The following is a 21,717-nucleotide window of genomic DNA, read 5'->3' on the forward strand; positions in this document are numbered from 1 at the left end:
GCGCAACCTTGCCAAGGTTGAGGTCATCGGTTCGAACCCGATGTATCGCTCCAAATTAGAAAGCCCGAACAGAAATGTTCGGGCTTTTTGGTTTCTGCCGTTCTGATTTTTCTGGTCTCAAAGCCTCACTAACAACGTTTATATGCCCATGTCGTCATCCTCGGGCGCGAGGAATGAGTGAACCGGGGAGCTCCTTATCAAAAGATTAACTTGTCGATATTTTCAGCAATTTGTCAGTTACCGCTCCTATTTATCAAGCGATTATTAAAAACTATTGATCGTTCATTTCACTTTATGTTACTTTCCCGCGCAATCTCGGAATGAACAATGTTCAAGAAGAGCAACGATTGCTTCTGGGGGATACGCGTAGTGACCATTCTTGCTGATTGGGACATTACGTAGGGTAGGTATCAGCTAGCCTTTAGCTGATAGACGGGATACTTATGGCGCAATTCGCCATGCTAATGGGAAACCCAACATTGAACACACTAATAACAACATTGCTAATCAGCTCTGCATTTCCAAAAGGGCCAGTTCTTCATAGCTGTCCGATACTGCACAAATGTCCAATTCTTCAAAACAGTAGCATTACTGAACCTTGAGCTCACGCTAACTAATTTTTGCTGTCCTAAGACGGCCTAATTTCGTATTCGTTATTTGACTTATGCGAGCGTACAGCTATATCTCATTTCTAGACAATACGCGTGTTTCACTATGAACTCTCTCTAAATCAATAGAGGGACGGTGTGCAATTGTGTCTGATGGAGGTGAGTATGAACACATTCAAGGGGACTTTTATGACTACCGCCTTTGAAGTCGATATTAATACTATCGCAAATTCATTTTCAACTATGGTTCCTATCGTAGAGGGAACTTACGACTTAACACCTGACGCTATTTTGCTAGAGCAAGAACAGCATGAGTCGGATGTTCGCTCTTACCCAAGACGCCTACCGATTGCTATTAAACGAGCATGTGGTGTTTTAGTTGAAGATACTCGTGGCCAACTCTTTCTCGATTGCTTAGCCGGTGCAGGTACACTTTCTCTGGGCTACAACCACCCTGAGATTAACCAAGCACTTAAAGACCAACTCGATTCTGGTTTGCCATATCAGACACTTGATATTACGACTCAAGCAAAAGAGACGTTTATCAAGCGAGTTAAAGCTTTTCTCCCTCAAGACTTTTCAACGAACTCGGTTCTTCAATTCTGTGGCCCGTCTGGCGCTGATGCTGTGGAAGCCGCGATCAAGCTAGCCAAGCAAACTACAGGTCGCAACACCATGTTTGCTTTTCGTGGTGCTTACCACGGCATGACTAACGGCACTATGGGCATGATGGGTAACCTTGGCACTAAAGAACGTCGTAGTGGCTTAATGTCTGACGTACATTTCATGCCTTTCCCATACAACCTTCGTTGCCCGTTTGGCATTGGTGGTGAAGCGGGTGCTAACGCGAGCATTCGTTACATCGAGCGTATGTTGAATGACGACGAATCTGGCATCATGAAACCTGCTGCGATGATCGTTGAGCCTGTACAAGGTGAGGGCGGTGTGATTCCAGCTCCGGCGTCTTGGCTACAAGGCCTACGTCGCATCTGTGATGAACACGGCATCCTACTGATCTTTGATGAAATTCAGTGTGGTGTGGGTAAAACCGGCCATCGCTTTGCGTTTGAAGAATCAGGCGTTAATCCAGATATATTATGTTTGTCTAAAGCGATTGGTGGCGGACTGCCTATGTCGCTGCTTGTATTCGATAAGAGCATCGATACTTGGAAAGCGGGTGAGCACACCGGCACATTCCGTGGTAATCAGTTGGCAATGGTATCTGGCGCTAAGGCGTTAGAGATCATCGAACGTGATGGTTTGGTTGAGCACGCGAACATCGCAGGCCAATATTTACGTCACGGGCTCGAGAAGATTCAATCGCGTGTGAACTGTATTGCTGAAGTTCGTGGTAAAGGCTTGATGCTTGGCGCTGAGATCAAGCAACCAAATGGTGAGCTCAACAAATTTGGCGAGCCGCAATCAGACGGCGAACTGACTCTAGCGATTCAACGAGCAGCATTGGAGCGCGGCTTGATGGTTGAAAAGGGTGGTCGTGATGGTTCGGTCATTCGTTTCCTTCCGCCAATGACTATCTCTTTCGAGCAGATCGACTTTGCACTGCGTGTCATGGAAGAAGCGATCATCGCAGCGGGTGGCGGTTTACAACAAGACCCAGCTTCAAGCGAGCAAACTAACCAAGAATGGAATAAGCATTTCATCCAGATAGGTTTAGGCGGTAGCGACGAATTTGCTAGCGTGATGAACCAAACCACTCAAGCGATGAAAGCCGTTTTTGAACAGGTTGAAACCCCTTATTCGGGTTTAGATCCAAAAGTGTTAGAAGCAGCTATCAATGCTGTTGATCTCGATAACAATCAACACGCTTTGGTTGATGTTGTAGATAGCACTGCAGACCTTGTCGCTGCAAACTCCATCTTCGTGCAACACCCAGACTGCATTGCGCACCTTCACACTCCACCGCTTATGGCTTCGGTAGCTGCGGAATCGATTATCGCGGCGTTGAATCAATCAATGGATTCATGGGACCAAGCATCTGCTGCGACTTATGTAGAGCAGCGTGTCGTGGATTGGATGTGCGACAAATACCAACTTGGCGCACAAGCTGACGGTGTTTTCACTAGCGGCGGCACGCAAAGTAACCTAATGGGTTTATTGCTTGCGAGAGACTGGGTTGCGGATAAGCACAATGGTCATTCTATCCAAAAGCTTGGCTTACCAGAATACGCGAGCAAGCTGCGTATCTTATGTTCAAAGAAATCGCACTTCACGGTTCAAAAGTCAGCCTCTCTATTAGGGCTAGGTGAAGCGGCAGTATGCTGTGTTGACACCAATGCAAACGGCACTATCAAGCCTGACTTGTTAGATGCAGAAGTGAAAGCGCTTAAAGCTCAAGGGTTGATTCCTTTTGCGGTTGTCGGTACTGCGGGTACGACCGATCACGGTGCTATTGATGACCTTGAAGCGATTGCTGACATCGCCAACCAACAAGATCTTTGGTTCCATGTCGACAGTGCTTACGGTGGCGCGCTTATCTTAAGTAGCCATAAAGCTCGTCTGAAAGGTATCGAAAAAGCGGACTCAGTGAGTGTCGACTTCCACAAGTTGTTCTTCCAAACAATCAGCTGTGGTGCAGTGCTGCTGAAAGACAAAGCGAACTTTAAGTACCTACTGCATCACGCAGACTACTTGAACCGCGAACACGATGAACTGCCAAATCTAGTCGATAAGTCTATCGCTACCACCAAGCGTTTCGATGCATTGAAAGTGTTCATGACGATGCAAAGCGTTGGACCAAAGCAACTGGGTGATATGTACGACCATCTTCTAGAGCAGACGCTTGAAGTTGCCGGTCTGATTCAGAAGCATGAAGATTTCGAGTTGCTTGCTGAGCCGTCACTGTCGACTGTGCTGTTCCGTGCGTTACCGAACAACGAGCTATCAGCAAACGGCGTTCTTGATTTAGACAAACTGAATCAGACGTTAAGACTGGAGGCGCTGACTCGTGGCGTTGCAGTACTTGGCGAAACGGTCGTTGATGGTAAAAGCGCGCTGAAATTCACTATCTTGAATCCGTGCTTAACGACATCAGATTTCAAATCTCTAATTAATAAAATTCAAACTTTAGCTATTGAGCTAGCAGAACAACAAGGGTAATTAAAACTATGGCTATTCTACAAATTGGTGCAGGCGGCGTTGGTTGGGTTGTTGCACACAAAGCAGCACAAAATAACGAAGTGCTGGGTGATATCACAATCGCTTCTCGCACAATTGCGAAGTGTGAAAAAATCATCGAATCTATCAAAGGCAAAAACAACCTTAAAGATTCTACTAAGAAACTAGAAGCTCGTTCAGTAGACGCTGACGATGTTGATGCGCTTGTTGCTTTGATTAAAGAAGTTAAGCCGGATCTAGTGATCAACGCTGGTCCTCCTTGGGTAAACATGGCGATCATGGAAGCGTGTTACCAATCGAAAGTCTCTTATCTAGATACATCGGTAGCGGTTGACCTATGTTCTGAAGGCCAACAAGTACCACAAGCTTACGATTGGCAGTGGGGCTACCGTGAGAAGTTCGCTGAAGCGGGCATCACAGGTATTCTTGGCGCTGGTTTCGATCCAGGTGTGGTATCAATCTTTGCAGCGTACGCGGTTAAGCACTTGTTCGATGAGATTGACTCAATTGATGTAATGGACGTCAATGCTGGCGACCACGGCAAGAAGTTTGCGACAAACTTTGACCCAGAAACCAACATGCTTGAGATCCAAGGTGATTCTTTCTACTGGGAAAATGAAGAGTGGAAGCAAGTACCTTGCCACTCTCGTATGCTTGAGTTTGAATTCCCGAACTGTGGTTCTCACAAAGTTTACTCAATGGCACACGATGAAGTGCGTTCAATGAAGGAATTCATCCCAGCTAAGCGTATCGAATTCTGGATGGGCTTTGGTGATGCATACTTGAACTACTTCAACTGCATGCGTGATATCGGCCTTCTTAGCCCTGATCCGCTAACACTGCACGACGGCACTGTGGTTCAGCCTCTTCATGTTCTTAAAGCGCTGCTACCAGATCCAACATCTTTGGCTCCGGGTTACACAGGTTTAACGTGTATCGGTACTTGGGTTCAAGGTAAGAAAGACGGTAAAGAGCGTAGCGTATTCATCTACAATAACGCAGACCACGAAGTGGCTTACGAAGACGTAGAGCACCAAGCGATCTCTTACACAACAGGTGTACCTGCGATTACTGCTGCACTTCAGTTCTTCCGTGGCGAATGGGCTGATAAAGGCGTGTTCAACATGGAACAGCTAAACCCAGACCCGTTCCTAGCAACCATGCCGGAAATCGGTCTAGATTGGCATGTTCAAGAACTTGAAGCAGGCCAAGGTCTTCCTGTGATTCAAGAGCTGAAAAAATAAGAACTGATTTCTTGTTTTGATTGCTAATTAAAGGGGACATGGATTGTTCCCTTTTCGATGATGATAGCCTTGAAGCTTTGGTATCATTTATTTTGATTTTGTAACTCACTGCGCTCGGACAGGACAAAATCAAAATAAATCACACCAAAATTGTTAATTTACCTTTCCATCTATAGATGCTGCTTGAGTGTTTACAAAAATGACGTTTAAGAAAGAAGAACTAAAAACCCCATATTTCATGATCAACGAAGACAAGTTGATTGCGAATCTAGAGAAAGCCAAGCAACTGAAAGAGATTTCAGGTGTGAAATTGGTATTGGCACTGAAGTGTTTTTCGACATGGGGTGTGTTTGACATCATCAAACCTTACCTCGATGGCACGACAAGCTCTGGCCCATACGAAGTCAAGCTTGGCCACGAAACCTTTGGTGGTGAAACGCACGCTTACAGTGTGGGTTACAGCGAAGATGACGTGAGAGAAGTTGCGGATATCTGCGACAAGATGATCTTCAACTCTCAAAGCCAACTTGCTGCTTACCGACACATCGTTGAAGGTAAGGCTTCGCTGGGTTTACGTTTAAATCCGGGCGTGAGCTACGCAGGACAAGATCTGGCAAACCCAGCGCGTCAATTCTCGCGTTTGGGTGTGCAAGCAGATCACATTAAACCGGAGATCTTCGGTGAGATTAATGGTGTGATGTTCCACATGAACTGTGAGAACAAAGACGTCGATGCATTTATCGGTTTGCTTGATTCAATCTCAGAGCAGTTTGGTGAGTACTTAGATAAGTTGGATTGGGTGAGCATGGGCGGAGGTGTGTTCTTCACATGGCCGGGTTATGACATCGAGAGACTGGGTCTTGCGCTAAAAGCCTTCTCTGAAAAACACGGCGTGCAGATGTACCTAGAGCCGGGTGAAGCTATCATTACCAAGACAACTGACTTAGTAGTGACTGTGGTTGATATTGTCAAGAACGTGAAGAAAACCGCTATTGTCGATTCGGCAACCGAAGCTCATCGCCTTGATACGCTTATCTACAATGAACCAGCATCGGTATTAGAAGCGTCTGAAAACGGCAATCATGACTACGTGATTGGTTCATGTTCATGCCTTGCAGGCGATCAGTTCTGTGAAGCAAGCTTTGAAGAGCCACTTAAGATTGGTCAAAAGCTGCACCTGCTAGACAGTGCAGGCTACACCATGGTGAAACTAAACTGGTTCAATGGCCTAAAAATGCCATCAATCTACTGCGAACGTAGCAGTGGTGAAGTTCAGAAGCTAAATGAATTTGGCTATGAAGACTTCAAACGCTCATTGTCGCAATGGTCGGTTAAGTAACTAAGTCATAGTTTTAGAACAATAAAAAGAGCAGCCGGTGAGCTGCTCTTTTTTTTTATAGATAACTGTTACCAGAGAAAAGAGTAAGGATAGAAGTGAAATGCTATCCGTTAGCTCTCAATCATCACTCGAGTATCTTCACTGAGCGTTTCTAATTCATTCACGACATCATCAATCAAAACTTCGATTGGTAGCTTAACGGCAATCTTGGAAGTAAATAAGCTTGAGCTAACACCACCGCCGCCAGCGATGAAGACTCGGTGGCAATCCATATCAAGAATGCTGATCCCTTGTCTGTCTAGTACATGTGTCACTTCGTTGACGATACCCGCTCTGTCGTTAGAGTCGAGTCTTAGGTGATGGATTGTGTCTTGTGCGTTGTGAGTGTGGTTTGAATCAACAAACTGTACGATCAAGTCAGCATTGGCACTGAAAGCATCCTTAACAATTGATTCGTTGATGGCTGGAAGTTGAATCTTTAATACGCCTGCAACTTGATCTTCAATAAAGTTAACTTTACTGATGAGCCATTTCCCGTCGTTTTCGTGAGTAACCGCAGCAAGTTGCTTGATTGTTGCTGGTGATGCTTGTCCGATAAAGTTTACGATAAATGTACTGTTCATATCAGCCCCCAAAGTCTCAATTGTTCGTTGCTAATTAAATGTTTGATATCACGTGATAAAGTTCTTTAATTTCAGTGTAGAAGGTTACATCGAACAATGTTTGACCTGTGTCAATTTTTGAAACTAAGCTGTGATGCAAAAAAAAGAGAATGAAGAGTAGGGCACAAAAAAAGCGGCTAGAGAGCCGCTTTTAGAAGAGTTGTCGCATTTATTTGAAATGCAGTAACATAGAGTTCAGAGACTGGAAGTCGATTTAAAACGTTACTTTAAAGTTCATACCAACAAACTGAGAGTCGTATGTTGCCCCTGCATCGTAGGCGAATCGTGCTGCGTCTTTGTTATCCCACCAAGGGTTAGTATTCAGATTAACTTCTGCGTCACCACCCCATGCATCACTTACCCAGTAGTGGATATGGCCAACAGGGTTGAGGAAGAATAATGAAACATCACCCATGGTTTGAGAGCCCATCACTTCGCCACCTGAAGCAACAATGTCTTGCTCTGCTTCTAGCATCATTTCACCGACAACAGCCCCAAAGAATGGTGTAATAAAGATATCTTGCCATGACGGTACTTCAGCAAACGCTTCTACGCCGTATTCCCAGAAAAATGTCGACATTGTCCAAGAGTATAAGAAAGACTCAAACTCGTCATAACCAGCATGTCGAGCTGCGGTGTAGTAAACACCACCGAAATACGGATGCATTACGTAGTTTAGGAAGTGCTCATCACGGTCCCATACAGGGCCTTCAGAAACGTTATCTTTCCATTTTTTACCTAGTGCACTGATATCACGCTGGTCATCATCCCACTTAGTGATGCTTTCCGGTAAAAGCGTCATGAGGCCAACGGTTGCGACACTTAAACCAAGAATGGTATAAGTTTGGCCCATGAGGTAATCCCAATCTTTGCCATCGCTAACGGTAAGGTAGAGTGGTTGTTTTTCGATCGTTAAATCATATTGGTCGCTTGTTTCGCTTAGCGCATAATTGTTACTAGGCTTATAGGTGTACAAGCTTTCATTAACACAGTAATCTTGAGCGCATTCATCCGAATAAGAAAGGTTGATTGGTTGGTCGAAGTCGTATTGGCTTGCAACCGAGTTAACTGACATTAGCATTGTAAATGCAGCAGTAACCTTCGTTAGTAACGGTGATTTGGCCACAAGGGTCTCCATGAGAAGTTAATAATTGATCCGAGTCACAATTATCTATTAAATGCTTAGTTTAGGGAACTAATAATTTATTGCTTTTCCTAAGAAAACCTTAGATTAAGCATTAGTAATATTTGTGAAAAGGTGAATGACTCAAACTCAACCTTAGACTAGTTTGTAAATAATGCCGTGTCTTTTAATGGCCACAAGGGATATAAATATGACGAAAATCGCAATGTTAAGCACTGGTGAAGAAGTTCTTCATGGGGACATTGTCGACACAAACGCAGCTTGGATGTCTGCTGAGTTTTATCAGCACGGCTTTGCTTTGGCAAAGCGTTCAACTGTGGGCGACCAAATGAACGCTCTGATCGAAGAACTTCTGATGCTGAGCTTCAACTATGATGTGGTTATCGTCAATGGTGGTTTGGGGCCGACAACTGATGATATGAGTGCGGCCGCTGCGGCTGCGGCCTCAGATCAAAAGCTTGTCATGTTCCCTGAGTGGCTGACTCGTATGGAAGAGATGTTCTCTGGACGTGGTATGCCGATGCCTGACAGTAACCTTAAGCAAGCTTTATTACCCGCGAGTTCAGAGATTGTTGATAACCCTGTGGGTACGGCTTGCGGCTTCAAGCTGAAAATCAACGATGCGACTTTCTATTTCACTCCTGGTGTACCGAGTGAATTCAAACGTATGGTTACGTTTGAGATTCTTCCTGACTTGTCGCGTACCTACCCTCAAGTGGTTGCCTCTGAATGCAGTCGATTGTTTACGTTTGGTTTGTCTGAGTCGGGTATCTCGGATGTGTTAGACCAGCTTAAGCTTCCAGCAGGCTATGAACTTGGCTACCGCTCTTATCTGCCTTTTATTGAGGTCAAACTGTTTGGTCCTAAGGCAGACTTAGAAACTCGCGTTAAGCTTCTGCAAATGGTTTACAAGCTCCTAGAGAGTAATGTCGTGAGCGTTGATGAGCCAATGATTGACCATATTGGACACATCATGGCGGAAAAAAAGAAGACGTTATCTGTATCTGAAGTGTCGACCAAAGGCGCCCTATCAGCGTGGCTGCAATTGAATGAGCAGGTTGAAGACTGCTTTGGTCATTCATGGGTCATGGCTGAGCCAAAAGAGAGCCAACTTGAAAAGAGTGATCCATTAGCCGCAACCTTTGCACTGGCTGGCGCTACAAGAGAGAAGTGCGGTACAGAACTGGCTTTGGTTACTGGTAAGTTAGAAGACAACACATTTAGCGTCGCATTGTCTACTGAAGCAGGAGAGTGGGGACAGGTGCTTGAGTTTTATCGTCAGTACTCACGCGAAGACCAACGCAACGTGATTAAGACCGTTGCCGCCGATATGCTGAGAAGGCATCTAGACAACAAACCGATGTTTGGTACTTACTCTTCGGTTAAGCGATTGAAAGACATGTTTATTCCTAAAGCGGTACTATAAAACCAAGTCAACGCTATAAAGTCCAAGTTAAAGCTATAGAGCTATATATGTAATAAATCATATACATCAATAAAGCCGAGTTGGTGCAATAAGCGAGTTGTCTGATTGAGCCAACATGAAATACAAAAAGGGCCTGATAATGAAGATTATCGGGCCCTTAAATTTTTAAGCTTTTCTGCTAACAATTCAACATTGTACTAATCGCGCTAAGCAGCTAAGTATAAGATCTAAGTACAAGTATTAAGCACTTTTTTGCTTATTTCTGTGAATAACGTTACTCAGCGATAGTTCTGTTTTTGCTTTACAGATACAAGGCAAAATTTCATCACCTTGCGTGTAAGCCATAGCAAAACCAACGTACTCGACTTCCCCAGAATCCAACGTACAGCGGCAAGCGCCACAGTGGCCATCTCGGCAGTTGTATTCTGGCTCTAACCCTGCTTGTTCCATTGTTTCCAATAGAGTATTTGAAGGGTTAGATTCAATAGAAGTCAGCTTGTTGATTTTGATTGTTGGCATTACAGCTCAAATCCTTCAAAGTCGTCAGCTTTTACTTCGTTGTCGATTTGGCCAACTAGGTAAGAACTGATTTCAGCTTCTTGTGGAGCAACTTGAACGTTATCTGAAGACAACCAAGCGTTGATCCATGGAATTGGGTTCGATGTTGCTTCTGGGTAAGCCGTACCTAGACCAACCGCTTGCATACGGATGTTGGTAATGTACTCAACGTATTGGCAAAGAATATCTTTGTTTAGACCAATCATAGAGCCATCTTTGAATAGGTATTCTGCCCACTCTTTCTCTTGCTCAGCCGCTTCTTTGAATAGGTCGAAACACTCTTGCTTACACTCTTCAGCGATCTGCATGAATTCGAAGTCATCTTGGCCATTACGCAGCAAGTTGATCATGTGCTGTGTACCAGTAAGGTGAAGTGCTTCATCACGAGCGATTAGCTTGATGATCTTCGCGTTACCTTCCATTAGCTCACGTTCAGCGAATGCGAATGAACATGCAAAACTCACGTAGAAACGAATCGCTTCCAGTGCGTTTACAGACATTAGACATACGTAAAGCTTCTTCTTCAGGTCATGAAGTGAAATCTTAACGTCTTCGCCATTGATGTTGTGGTTGCCTTCACCGTAGCGGTGGTAGTCAGCCGTTAGTTTGATTAGGTCATCGTAGTAAAACGCGATGTCTTTAGCACGCTTCAGGATCTCTTCGTTTTCAACGATGTCGTCGAATACTACGCCTGGATCATTTACGATGTTACGGATGATGTGCGTGTAAGAACGAGAGTGAATCGTTTCAGAGAATGACCATGTCTCAATCCAAGTTTCAACTTCTGGTAGTGATACCAATGGAAGTAGGGCAACGTTAGGGCTGCGGCCTTGGATAGAATCTAGAAGCGTTTGGTACTTCAAGTTAGAGATAAAGATGTGCTTTTCATGCTCAGGAAGCTTGTTGTAGTCGATACGGTCACTAGACACGTCGACCTCTTCTGGGCGCCAGAAGAAAGAAAGCTGCTTCTCGATAAGCTTTTCGAAGATTTCAAATTTTTGTTGGTCGTAACGTGCAACGTTTACCGACTGACCCAAGAACATTGGTTCTTTTAGTTGGTCATTTTTTTGTTGAGAAAAAGTACTGTAAGCCATAAATGCCTCAAATCCTTTAAAGACCCGCAATAAAACGGACCCTGTTAATGCTTTAAACCCAGAGAAGATAACTCTTCTCTGGGGTCTTAATGTTTATTGCGGTTTAGATCTTACAACCGCCGCCTTCACAATCTTCTTCCGGCACTTGAACTGCATCGCCTTGGTCGTCTTTAGCACCATCACGCGTGTTATGGTAGTAAAGCGTTTTAACACCATACTTATATGCAGTTAGTAGGTCTTTAAGCAGCTGCTTCATTGGAACCTTACCGCTGTCGTAAACACTTGGATCATAGTTAGTGTTTGCAGAGATAGCTTGGTCAACGAATTTTTGCATGATACCCACTAAGTGTAGGTAACCGTCGTTATTGCCAATGTTCCAAAGTAGCTCGTAGTTGTTTTTAAGATTTAAGAAATCAGGAACAACTTGCTTCAGGATACCGTCTTTCGACGCTTTCACTGATACATAACCACGTGGTGGCTCGATACCGTTAGTCGCGTTCGAGATTTGAGACGAAGTCTCAGAAGGCATAAGCGCTGTTAGCGTAGAGTTACGCAGACCGTGCTCCATGATCTCTTCACGTAGCGTGTCCCAATCGTAGTGCAGAGGCTCTTCACATACTAAGTCGATATCTTTTTTATAAGTATCGATTGGCAGTAGGCCTTTCGCGTAGTTGGTCTCGTGGAAAGATGGGCAACGGCCTTGTTCTTTCGCTAGTTCAACAGACGCTTTTAGCAAGTGGTATTGAATTGCTTCAAAAGTACGGTGAGTCAGGCCATTTGCGCTACCGTCAGAGTACTTAACACCATTCTTCGCCAGGTAGTATGCATAGTTGATGACACCCACACCTAAAGTACGACGATTCATTGTCGATTTGTATGCTGCTGGAAGCGGGTAGTCTTGGTAATCAAGCAGTGCATCAAGTGCACGAACAACCAACTCAGAAAGCTCTGCTAAGTCGTCGAGTTCATTGATTGCGCCAAGGTTGAACGCAGACAGCGTACACAGTGCAATCTCACCTTCGTCATCTTCCACGTTAGAAAGTGGCTTAGTTGGTAGCGCGATTTCTAGACATAGGTTCGATTGACGAACAGGTGCTACTTCAGAATCAAACGGGCTGTGTGTATTACAGTGGTCAACGTTCTGAATGTAGATACGACCAGTAGAAGCACGCTCTTGCATTAGTAGAGAGAACAGTTCAACCGCTTTCACAGTTTCACGTTTCACTGAAGGATCGTTTTCGTACTTAACGTACAGCTCTTCAAAACGCTCTTGGTTTTCGAAGAACGCATCGTAAAGTCCAGGTACATCTGAAGGGGAGAACAGGCTGATGTTGCCACCTTGAACAAGACGAGAGTACATTAGCTTATTAAGCTGTACGCCGTAGTCCATGTGACGAACACGGTTCTCTTCAACACCACGGTTGTTTTTCAGTACTAATAGAGACTGAACTTCACCGTGCCATAGTGGGTAGAACACGGTTGCTGCACCGCCACGAACACCACCTTGAGAACAACATTTTACTGCTGTTTGGAAGTATTTGTAGAAAGGGATACAGCCAGTGTGGAACGCTTCACCACCACGAATTTCAGAACCAAGCGCACGGATACGACCTGCGTTGATACCAATACCAGCACGTTGAGATACGTAACGAACAATAGAGCTTGCTGTTGCGTTGATAGAATCAAGGCTGTCACCACACTCGATCAGTACGCAAGAACTGAATTGACGAGTAGGCGTACGTACACCAGACATAATTGGTGTAGGTAGAGAAATCTTAAACGTAGACGAGGCGTCGTAAAAACGTTTGATGTAATCCAGACGAGTTGATTTCGGGTATTTACCGAATAAACAAGCAGCAACTAGGATGTAAAGGAACTGAGCACTCTCGTAGATTTCTTTTGTTACACGGTTTTGCACGAAGTATTTACCTTCAAGCTGCTTGACCGCTGCATAAGAGAAGTCTAAGTCACGCTTGTGGTCGATGTACGCGTCAAGCTCGTCAAACTCAGCTTTCGTGTAGTCTTCCATTAGGTGGCTATCGTATTTGCCCATATCAACCAGTTTTGCAACGTGGTCATATAGAGCCGGTGGCTCGTACTCGCCGTACGCTTTTTTACGTAGGTGGAATACTGATAGACGTGCTGCTAGATATTGGTAATCAGGAGTCTCTTCAGAGATTAAATCCGCTGCTGACTTGATGATTGTCTCATGGATGTCAGTGGTGGTGATGCCATCATAAAACTGAATGTGAGCTTTCAATTCTACTTGTGATACAGAAACATTGTGCAAGCCTTCAGCTGCCCATGTGATCACTCGATGGATTTTCTCTAAATCGATTGTTTCTTTGCGCCCGTTACGTTTGGTAACAGTAAGTTGTTGGTTCATTCTGCTTAATTTCCCTAACAAAACTGAACAAAGCCGTGTTTTTGTGTATTTCTGTGTAATTTTTGTAAATTACGTTTCGGCTTTGTGATCTTGGTCTACCCATACATTGTAGTTCAAACACAACATATAGGGGTCATTTGTTTGTTGGGTTACAAGATAGTGCTACAGCTTATATTTTTCAAGGTAAAGAAATGGGAGTGCTTGTGGATAAGTGGTGGATTGAAAAAAAACTGTAAGTGACCACTAACTGACGAGGTTCGATGTGACTTGATTGTATAAAAATAGCCTTTTAAGGTTGCTTTATTTTTGCGCACACATAAAAAAAAATCCCTTGATCTTTGAGCAAAATGGGCAATGGATTTTGGATGATTAAAATTAAATCTAGGTGGTCAAAATGGAAGCGAGCGCACGAAATTTAGACTGAAAAAAGTCGTAAAGTTATGTTAATTACAACTCTTTTCAATCGTCTTTTTCTAAAAGATTTTAAGCTGGGGATATTAATAGTTATCGGGTGAGATTTTGCGTGTGGACTATGTAGTTAACATCTACATTTGTGCCCAAACGGTAAGTGTCCGTTAACGGGTTGTAGTGCAGTCCTGTAATCCCCAATTCTTGCAGCGGAGTGTTGTCTATCATCTTGATAAGTTCCGCTGGGCGAATGAACTTTTCGTGGTCGTGAGTACCTTCTGGGACAATCTTAAGTAGCTTTTCTGCACCTACTATAGCGAATAGGTAAGACTTAAAGTTACGGTTCAATGTCGAGAAGAACACATGGCCGCCCGGTTTAACCAACTTTGAACAAGCCGAGATAACCGACTGTGGGTCAGGAACGTGCTCTAACATTTCCATGCAGGTCACCACATCGTAAGTGTGTGGGTTTTGCTCTGCATGGTCTTCAATGGTGCTTTGAATGTAATCAAGCTTGGTGCCAGTTTCTAATGCGTGCAGACGAGCGACTTCTAGCGGTTCTTTACCCATATCTAGTCCGGTGACTACCGCACCCTCTACAGCCATGCTTTCAGCCAGAATACCGCCGCCGCAGCCAACATCGAGAACTTTCTTACCAAAAAGGCCTTCGGTTTTCTCTAGCACGTAATTTAAGCGCAACGGATTGATTTGATGTAGTGGCTTAAACTCGCCTTCTAGATCCCACCAGCGCGACGCCATGTCTTCGAATTTTTTGATTTCTGCTGGGTCTACGTTTTGTGATTTAGTCATAATCGGCATTTCCAAGTTAAATAATGCATCCATGAAATTGCAGGCATTATAACTTGCCTTTTCCTGCTGACCAGAAGATCTACAATTTTGCTAGTTTATTGAGTGTAAAGTGACCATGTTTCAGCAAGATATGACGCTGAGGTGCAATTTCTCATCAATAGATTGGCTACAAGGGTCACAAGATGGTAAAAGGAGAGGGAAAGTGATGCCTCCGTAGGTAAATTTGTGTTATATTTTTCGGTCTTATACGTATTCAAAAATACGATCTGACTATAGAGGGAAAATGGCTCTATGAGCGATCTAGCGAAAGAGATCACGCCCGTAAATATTGAAGATGAGCTTAGAGGTTCATACCTAGACTACGCGATGTCCGTCATCGTTGGTCGTGCCCTTCCAGATGTGCGTGATGGCCTAAAACCAGTACACCGCCGCGTTTTGTTCGCGATGAATGTACTAGGTAATGATTGGAACAAAGCATATAAAAAGTCTGCTCGTGTAGTAGGCGATGTAATCGGTAAATATCACCCACACGGTGATAGTGCGGTATACGAGTCAATTGTTCGTATGGCTCAGCCGTTTTCATTACGCTATATGTTAGTCGATGGCCAAGGTAACTTTGGTTCGGTTGACGGCGATTCAGCTGCGGCAATGCGTTATACCGAAGTTCGTATGTCAAAAATAGCTGGTGAGCTATTAACGGATCTTGATAAAGATACGGTTGACTTCGTTCCTAACTATGATGGAACCGAGCAAATACCAGCAGTTTTACCAACAAAAATACCAAACCTATTGGTTAACGGTGCTTCTGGTATCGCAGTAGGTATGGCTACCAACATCCCGCCACATAACCTTGGCGAAGTTGTTGATGGCTGTTTAGCATTTATCAATAATGAAGACATCACTATTGATGAGCTAATGGACTATATCCCGGGTCCAGACTTCCCGACAGCAGCATTAATCAGTGGCCGTAAGGGCATTGTTGATGCATATAAGACTGGTCGTGGCAAAGTTTACATGCGCTCGCGCGCGAACATTGAAATGGAAAAGAACGGTAAAGAAACAATTATCGTTACTGAAATTCCATATCAAGTGAACAAAGCTCGTCTGATCGAGAAGATTGCAGAACTTGTAAAAGACAAGAAAGTTGAAGGCATCAGTGCACTGCGTGACGAATCTGATAAAGATGGTATGCGTATTGTTATTGAATGTAAGCGTGATGCTGTCGGTGAAGTTGTACTAAACAACCTTTACTCACAAACTCAACTGCAAACAACTTTCGGCATCAACATGGTTGCTCTGAACAATGGCCAACCACAACTTTTCAACATTAAAGATATGTTGAAGTGTTTTGTTGATCACCGTCGTGAAGTTGTGACACGTCGTACTATCTTCGAATTGAAGAAAGCGCGCGACCGTGCACATATCTTGGAAGCTCTATCTTTAGCGCTTGCAAACATTGATGAAATCATTGAACTGATCAAGAACGCACCAACACCAGCAGAAGCTAAAGTTGGTCTAGTATCTCGTGGTTGGGATCTTGGTAACGTTGCATCAATGCTTGAACGTGCTGGTACTGATGCAGCTCGTCCAGATTGGCTTGAAGACCAATACGGTATCCGTGATGGTCAATACTTCCTAACGGAAACTCAAGCGCAAGCTATTCTAGAACTTCGTCTTCACCGCCTAACTGGCCTTGAGCACGAGAAGATTCTAGACGAGTACAAAGCACTTCTAGAAGAGATCGCTGAGCTAATGCATATTCTTGCAAGCACTGAGCGTTTGATGGAAGTGATCCGTGAAGAACTTGAAGCGGTACGTGATATCTATGGCGACGAGCGTCGTACAGAAATCACAGCAGCGGTTCATGACATCGACATGGAAGAGTTAATTGCTCAAGAAGACGTTGTAGTAACGCTTTCTAACGCAGGTTACGTTAAGTACCAAATCCTAAGCGACTACGAAGCTCAGCGTCGTGGTGGTAAAGGTAAGAGTGCAACTAAGATGAAAGATGAGGATTACATTGAGCGTCTGCTTGTTGCTAATACTCACGATAACATCTTATGCTTCTCTACTCGTGGTAAAACGTACCGCCTGAAAGTTTACCAATTGCCGCAAGCGAGCCGTACAGCTCGTGGTAAGCCTATCGTTAACATTCTTCCTCTAGAAGAAGGTGAGCGTATTACGGCTATCCTGCCTGTTTCTGAGTTCTCTAACGAGAAATTCATCTTCATGGCAACAGGCGACGGTACAGTTAAGAAGACATCACTGGATCAATTCGCAAACGTACGTGCTAACGGCCTAATCGCAGTTAACCTACGTGACGATGATTCACTGATTGGCGTTGATATTACTGATGGTAATAGCGACATCATGCTGTTCTCTAAATCGGGCAAGGTTGTTCGCTTTAACGAGGACAAAGTACGTCCAATGGGTCGTACTGCCTCTGGTGTTCGTGGTATGAAGCTCCCAGAAGACGATCAAGTGGTTTCACTGATTGTTCCTTCAAACGAAGGCGATATCCTAACTGTGACTCAAAACGGTTACGGTAAGCGTACTGAGCTGGCTGAATACCCAACGAAAGGCCGTGCAACGCAAGGTGTAGTATCTATCAAAGTCTCTGATCGTAATGGCCCAGTAGTTGGTGCTGTTCAGGTTGAAGAAGGCGATGAAATGATGATGATCACCGACGCAGGTACACTAGTACGTACTCGCGTAGCGGAAGTAAGCCAAGTTGGTCGTAACACTCAAGGTGTGACACTGATTCGTACTGCTGAAGACGAGAATGTTGTAGGTCTACAACGTATCGACGAAGTAGAAGAAGCTGAGATTGTTGAAGGCGAAGAAACTGAAGAAGCAAATGCTGACGCAGTAAACGCAGAAACAGTTAATGCAGAAGGAACGGTCGTTTCTGAATCAAGTGAAGAGCAAGCATCAGATGCTTCTGACTCTGAAAGTGATAGCGAGCAAGACACTGAGTAATCTCTATTACGTTAAGTAATTTAGCTTACCAATGAAAAAACCGAGCCTAAGTGCTCGGTTTTTTATTGCCTGCTATGTGTGGATCTTGCTCTGACTTTATCGTTGAACTGTGATCGTCAAAATATCGATAGCTAAACCTTGATCAATATAGCGAGGAGATGAAAACGATAGAGTAGAGGGGAATGAAAGAGGAGTGTGAAATGGATATCTGGTTGTTGGTCGCTTTGATACTAATGAGCCTGTTTTTGATTGTGATCGTTATTGCCGCGAACAACAATGGCAGTCATCTAAAAGGCAATGTGATGATTTTACTTACTGCTGTGGCTTTGAGTGTGCTTGTCTGGTCTCAACTTAAACAAGAGTTACCTCAACTTCCTTTGGACGATAACAATAACTACACGGCGACAGATTTCGAAGATGAACTTCAGCAAAGCCTTGAGCAAGACCCGAATCAATCCGATTTGTGGTTTAAGCTTGGTGGTGTGTATATGCAGAAGGGGGAGTTTGATGCAGCGTTCACCTGTTACGACTACGCGATTAGATTAGATCCTCAAGCACCTTCTGGCCTCTATGCGGCCAAAGCAACCGCACTTTACTATCTTAGTTCTCAAGCTATGAGCGATGACGTGAATGCGTTATTGGATCACTCCATGCAGATTGATCCCAATGATCGTACGGCATTGATGTTGATTGCGACCGATCACTTCATCAGCATGCGCTATCAACAAGCGATTGATGCGTGGACTCAAATTCTCGATTCCAATCAAAAGGGCATTGATCGTGTTTCTATTATCCATTCGATCAACCAAGCCAAACAGATGATCCGCTAGGCTTGGTCAATAGGCTGTTCTTCCTGATTAGCCTTTGAAACTATTTGTTTTTGAAATGATTTGCCTTTGAAGCGATTTGCTTTTGAAACGATTAGCCTCTAAAGCCATTAATCTCTCAAGTTATTGGCTTTCTTGCATTTCGATTAACCCACCTGCGTTATGGATTTGAGTAAACCCTTGAGCACGCAAGAACTGATAAGCTTGCCCTGAACGATTGCCACTGCGGCAATACAACACGATGGGTTGCTCTTTATCTATCTTAGCAAAGTGAGTAGCCACTTCAGAAAGAGGGTAGTTGATGGCGTTGTCTAGATGCCCTTGTTCGAACTCTGCAGGTGTTCTGACATCAACCACTAATGCACCTTTCTCTATTAATTCCCACCCTGTCTCAGCACGCTCAGATGCGTGAACGCCTGAACTGAGTAGTGCAATACATAATGCCGAAAGCGAAAGTAAGATTTTCATTGTTTATTCCTTGAATTGGCGAGTGGGTGGATCGGGGGTTCGATATTGATGTGTATACCCCCAAAACCTAAAAAAACCAGCCACACAACAATAGTGTGACTGGTTTTTACGTAATGGTCTAATTGAAGAAACTAGTATTCGTAGTTGGCTTCACGCTTTTCAGCTTGCTCTTCCCATTTAGGAACAACCGTGTCTAAGAAGTGTTGTTTCTCAGCGTTCATCTTATCCATGTCCATTCCAAGCGCTTTTTGAGCAGCTTCTTTTGTCGAGATATCTGGAATTTCGATTGGATCGGTGATGCCTTTCTTCGCCAGTAGACGAACAATCTTAGTTCGAGCATCCGCTGCGCGGTCAACGGCAGTACCTAGCACTTCTAGAGCGATTTCAGGTGCATGCATGTGAATACCGTGAGACGCGATAGCGTAGTCCCAACGCCATTGAGCGTGACGGATATCCAGTAGGATCGGCTCCATCTCTTGCTCTGTCGCACCCGCTTCCCATGCCGCGCCTGCTTCAAAGTGAGCAGCTACGATTTGTTTCTCAGCAGTTAGCTTCATGTTCAGAACTTGCGCTTTACGGCTTGAAACGATGTTACGCATGGTTTCTTTCGATTGAGTGTGACAGTTTGCACACGTATCTTCGAAGCGGTCGAATGGGTTACCCACTTTATGGTCGGTATAAACAGTGCCATCTTCTTTGGTCACTTTCGGCATATGACAGTCAGCACAAACGACTTTGTTCTTACCATGGATGCCTTCGCGCCATGTTTCGAAACCTGGGTGCTGTGCTTTCAGCATGGGTGCTTTCGATACTTTATGCGTCCAATCTTTAAAGTTGATTGCATCATAGTAGCGTTCCATGTCACCAACGGTTGTACCTTCGTCCCAAGGGAATTTCACACCTTTGGTTGGCCCTGTGAAGTAGTATTCCACGTGGCACTGAGCACAAACAGAAGCTTGTTGGTCTAAGCGGCTTTGTTCATCAAACTTTTTACCAATCGTTTCAAATGCACGTTCAACGTAAGGACGAGTCACCTTAAGTGCTGGTTCACCATTTTTAAAGCCTTCGCTTTTGGTATCGTGACAGTCTGAACAGCCAATAGGGTTAATGATCTCGTTGCCAAGACGCGCCCACTTACCTTCGAAGTAACCATCTTCGCCACGTTCTTCAATAACACGTGCTACGTCTGGGCTCTTACAGCTCCAACATGCCATTGGCATTGGGCCTGAGCTTTCGTCTGTTGGGCCGCCAGTACGAAGCGTTTGTCGTACATCGTCAATCGCATAAAAGTGACCACGTGCCTTGTTGTAATCTTTTGCGAAGCCGTAGCCAGCCCACATGATAACCATGTTGGGATCTTCTTTTAGTGCGTCTTCAATAACTTCGCTTTCTGAAGTCTGTCTCCATGAATGATATTGATCTGGGTGGTTTTGCTCGAACTGGTCGTTACGAGGATCGCCAATTTCTTTTTGTTCAGACGCAGCAAAACTGGTCGCGCTTGCTAGTGATGCGCTAACCATTAATAGTGCTGTGACCGAATTACGTATCCAATGCTTTTTCACAGTGATATCTCCAATATACTGATTCTTATACCAAGCGTTGTGAGTTTGCTATTCAAATTAAGAACTGGAGAATTCCTGTTTATATTAATTCATAAACAAACACATTTTGTTACGTGTTGGATATAGCTTGTCTTAGATCAATTAATGGTAGTGACTTCAATCACGTTGAAGTTTATATACCCCTAAAGGGGTATTGATGGGCAGTGTTATTAAAATTTAATTGAGAATTATTATCATATATAACAATCAATTACCTAAATTGACCATGATATAAATAGGGTGATTGCGTTCACAGATTAACCCATCCAAATTTCGTATTACCCAATTAGAGGTATATTCTAACTATAGAAAGCGTTGTGGCTTATCCAAAATAAGAATTGATATCATTTAAGCGGTAATAATATCGTTTAAGGGTACTTTTGTTTAACCGGAATATTATTTAGTTGAGAGTTAAATAATGCCGGTATAAGGAAAGGATAAAATGGGCAATATTAAATTGGCCATAGTCATAATGCTTAAATCCCTTCTAGCATTCTGCCTCTATGGTTATTCCATTCATGCTGTTGCTGAGCCTGCTGTTACGCCAGTAGGAGAATCAACAAGACATGAAGTCGAATTAATCCGCGACAAAGACTACAAGTGTGTTCAATGCCATAAAGATTCAAAAGAAACGGTATTGGGTTCACATGGTGAAAGTGCACACGCTTTGCTTGGCCGCGAAGTAAATTGTACCGACTGTCATAGTTCTATTAGCCCCGATCACCGTGAAGGTGCGCCTGAAGTGGTGAAGTATCGCGAGGCTCAATCACAACCGGGAACTGAAAAGGTTTTCCTAGACCCTAGCTTAATTTTAGATGCCAATAGCCAATGTATCGATTGTCACAAGCCTGATGATCTGCGTGAAGCGAGTTGGACTCACGATGTTCACGCGCAAAACTTAACGTGTTCAAACTGCCATGATGTTCATGCGACTGAAGCAAAGGTGTTGGGCTTAGATAAGAAGCAAACCATCAAGCTGTGTGTGGATTGCCATTCAGACTTCAACCAGAAGAAAGAAGAGGAGTAAT

At 44.1% G+C, this 21,717-nt stretch carries 15 protein-coding genes; 7 read left to right on the top strand and 8 right to left on the bottom strand.

Features of this window, described 5'->3' with window-relative positions:
* The first annotated feature begins 773 nt into the window (after positions 1-773).
* From ACED59_RS16930 to nspC, 3 genes are all read left to right on the top strand, one after another.
* The gene (locus tag ACED59_RS16930) at positions 774-3,725 is read left to right on the top strand and encodes a pyridoxal phosphate-dependent class III aminotransferase (protein ID WP_029223970.1); all 2,952 of its coding nucleotides are present in this window, start codon (positions 774-776) and stop codon (positions 3,723-3,725) included.
* An 8-nt stretch (positions 3,726-3,733) separates the two neighbouring features.
* Positions 3,734-4,987, top strand: coding sequence for a carboxynorspermidine synthase (locus tag ACED59_RS16935; RefSeq protein ID WP_017098192.1), 1,254 nt, complete (start codon positions 3,734-3,736; stop codon positions 4,985-4,987).
* 199 nt (positions 4,988-5,186) lie between these two features.
* Positions 5,187-6,326, top strand: a complete 1,140-nt coding sequence (gene nspC, locus ACED59_RS16940) for a carboxynorspermidine decarboxylase (protein WP_029223971.1) — start codon at positions 5,187-5,189, stop codon at positions 6,324-6,326.
* A gap of 110 nt (positions 6,327-6,436) precedes the next feature.
* On the opposite strand, the gene ACED59_RS16945 is transcribed toward nspC, so the two are convergent.
* Both ACED59_RS16945 and ACED59_RS16950 read right to left on the bottom strand, forming a co-directional pair.
* Positions 6,437-6,949, bottom strand: coding sequence for a glycine cleavage system protein R (locus ACED59_RS16945; protein WP_017098194.1), 513 nt, complete (start codon positions 6,947-6,949; stop codon positions 6,437-6,439).
* Positions 6,950-7,202: 253 nt separating this feature from the next.
* A complete protein-coding gene (locus tag ACED59_RS16950; RefSeq protein WP_009848852.1) occupies positions 7,203-8,114 on the bottom strand; it encodes a DUF3943 domain-containing protein in 912 nt (303 codons plus the stop codon).
* A gap of 208 nt (positions 8,115-8,322) precedes the next feature.
* On the opposite strand from ACED59_RS16950, the gene ACED59_RS16955 reads away from it, so the two are divergent.
* The gene (locus ACED59_RS16955) at positions 8,323-9,558 is read left to right on the top strand and encodes a CinA family nicotinamide mononucleotide deamidase-related protein (RefSeq protein WP_029223972.1); all 1,236 of its coding nucleotides are present in this window, start codon (positions 8,323-8,325) and stop codon (positions 9,556-9,558) included.
* A 240-nt stretch (positions 9,559-9,798) separates the two neighbouring features.
* On the opposite strand, the gene yfaE is transcribed toward ACED59_RS16955, so the two are convergent.
* From yfaE to ubiG, 4 genes are all read right to left on the bottom strand, one after another.
* Entirely contained in the window at positions 9,799-10,077 is a 279-nt protein-coding gene (gene yfaE, locus ACED59_RS16960) for a class I ribonucleotide reductase maintenance protein YfaE (protein ID WP_012604325.1), read from the bottom strand.
* Positions 10,077-11,210: a class Ia ribonucleoside-diphosphate reductase subunit beta gene (gene nrdB, locus ACED59_RS16965; RefSeq protein WP_004733365.1), complete on the bottom strand. Its 1,134-nt coding sequence runs from the start codon at positions 11,208-11,210 to the stop codon at positions 10,077-10,079. Before nrdB ends, yfaE begins: the two co-directional genes overlap by 1 nt.
* A 103-nt stretch (positions 11,211-11,313) precedes the next feature.
* Complete coding sequence (gene nrdA, locus ACED59_RS16970; protein ID WP_009848849.1) at positions 11,314-13,596, bottom strand: class 1a ribonucleoside-diphosphate reductase subunit alpha; 2,283 nt, start codon at positions 13,594-13,596, stop codon at positions 11,314-11,316.
* A gap of 504 nt (positions 13,597-14,100) precedes the next feature.
* Positions 14,101-14,847: a bifunctional 2-polyprenyl-6-hydroxyphenol methylase/3-demethylubiquinol 3-O-methyltransferase UbiG gene (ubiG, locus tag ACED59_RS16975; protein ID WP_017098195.1), complete on the bottom strand. Its 747-nt coding sequence runs from the start codon at positions 14,845-14,847 to the stop codon at positions 14,101-14,103.
* 258 nt (positions 14,848-15,105) lie between these two features.
* On the opposite strand from ubiG, the gene gyrA reads away from it, so the two are divergent.
* Both gyrA and ACED59_RS16985 read left to right on the top strand, forming a co-directional pair.
* Positions 15,106-17,793, top strand: coding sequence for a DNA topoisomerase (ATP-hydrolyzing) subunit A (gene gyrA, locus ACED59_RS16980; protein WP_004733368.1), 2,688 nt, complete (start codon positions 15,106-15,108; stop codon positions 17,791-17,793).
* A gap of 200 nt (positions 17,794-17,993) precedes the next feature.
* Positions 17,994-18,623 (top strand): tetratricopeptide repeat protein, encoded by a 630-nt coding sequence (locus ACED59_RS16985; RefSeq protein ID WP_371705065.1) that lies wholly within the window; start codon positions 17,994-17,996, stop codon positions 18,621-18,623.
* A 120-nt stretch (positions 18,624-18,743) separates the two neighbouring features.
* Here ACED59_RS16985 and ACED59_RS16990 read toward each other — a convergent pair whose 3' ends face one another.
* A complete protein-coding gene (locus ACED59_RS16990; protein WP_017085724.1) occupies positions 18,744-19,088 on the bottom strand; it encodes a rhodanese-like domain-containing protein in 345 nt (114 codons plus the stop codon).
* Between the two features lie 131 nt (positions 19,089-19,219).
* Positions 19,220-20,650, bottom strand: a complete 1,431-nt coding sequence (nrfA, locus tag ACED59_RS16995) for an ammonia-forming nitrite reductase cytochrome c552 subunit (protein ID WP_017098197.1) — start codon at positions 20,648-20,650, stop codon at positions 19,220-19,222.
* Positions 20,651-21,131: 481 nt separating this feature from the next.
* Between nrfA and nrfB the strand changes: the two genes are divergently transcribed.
* Positions 21,132-21,716 carry a cytochrome c nitrite reductase pentaheme subunit gene (gene nrfB, locus ACED59_RS17000; protein ID WP_004733372.1) on the top strand — a complete coding sequence of 195 codons (585 nt, stop codon included), beginning with the start codon at positions 21,132-21,134 and terminating at the stop codon, positions 21,714-21,716.
* The last annotated feature ends 1 nt before the right edge of the window (position 21,717 follow it).

It is taken from the genome of Vibrio sp. FF266, from assembly GCF_041439695.1.
Lineage (GTDB): Bacteria > Pseudomonadota > Gammaproteobacteria > Enterobacterales > Vibrionaceae > Vibrio > Vibrio tasmaniensis_A.